The 815-nt window shown below is 46.0% G+C and carries 1 protein-coding gene; it reads right to left on the bottom strand.

From position 1 onward, the window contains the following. Positions 1-815 (bottom strand): hypothetical protein (locus A3766_RS30310; RefSeq protein WP_197479295.1); only part of this gene is annotated, 815 nt, incomplete at both ends.

Consider the following 815-nt stretch of genomic DNA (forward strand, 5'->3'; position numbering starts at 1 on the left):
CCGGTGCGGGTTTCGAGGCTAATATTGAGCGAGCGCGACAGGTTTAATACTTCGGTAAAGGAAGCCTCGTTATGCCCCCAGATACCGTACATGGTGAGAGCCATGGCCGTTTCAGTATCCAAGTCGTCAACTGAGATATTGCCATCCGTAATCACTTTTATCTGGTGTTCTGCGACGACTCGGCTGGCTTCGTTCATGGCGCGAATAGGTGATACCTCTTCATCGCCATCCATTACTGGCCAGTTTTCACTTAATACCTGCAGGGCGCGACCGTAACAGGCAATCATCTGGTCAACGGCGTTGAGTTTTAGTGGTCTAAATTCATCAAGGCCTGCTTCTACAGCAGAGCGAATTTGGTGTTGTACACCGGTGCCGCCTAAGCCAGACCAGAAAGCAGCTTGTGTTTGCTCTTCTTGGCGTTTTCGGCAGGTGATAAATATTGAGCTTGCAGCGGCAGCTAAATTTAGTTGATGAGTTGAATAACCAAATTCAGATTCCACTGGGAATGATGCTGTTATTACCCAGCCTGCTTCAATTAAAGATCTAGTTAATGTCTCCCAAGCGTCTTGTGCCTTGTGGGTGAACATTAGCGTCATCACGCCGTTATCTTTTACAACCCTGCGGCTTTCTTCAAAAATTTCCTGCATGAGCCTTTGATATTCGGCTTTTGCATTCTTGGCGGAACCATCTCTTGATGGATTTGCTACAGCCTCATCTCTTTTATTGGTTAATCGGATTGAAAAAACATCAGGGTACAGGTCTTTTAAAGTTCGTTTTTGCCAAACGTAATAGAAATCCGATAGCTCTGCATACTG

The sequence above is a fragment of the Oleiphilus sp. HI0132 genome (assembly GCF_001635845.1).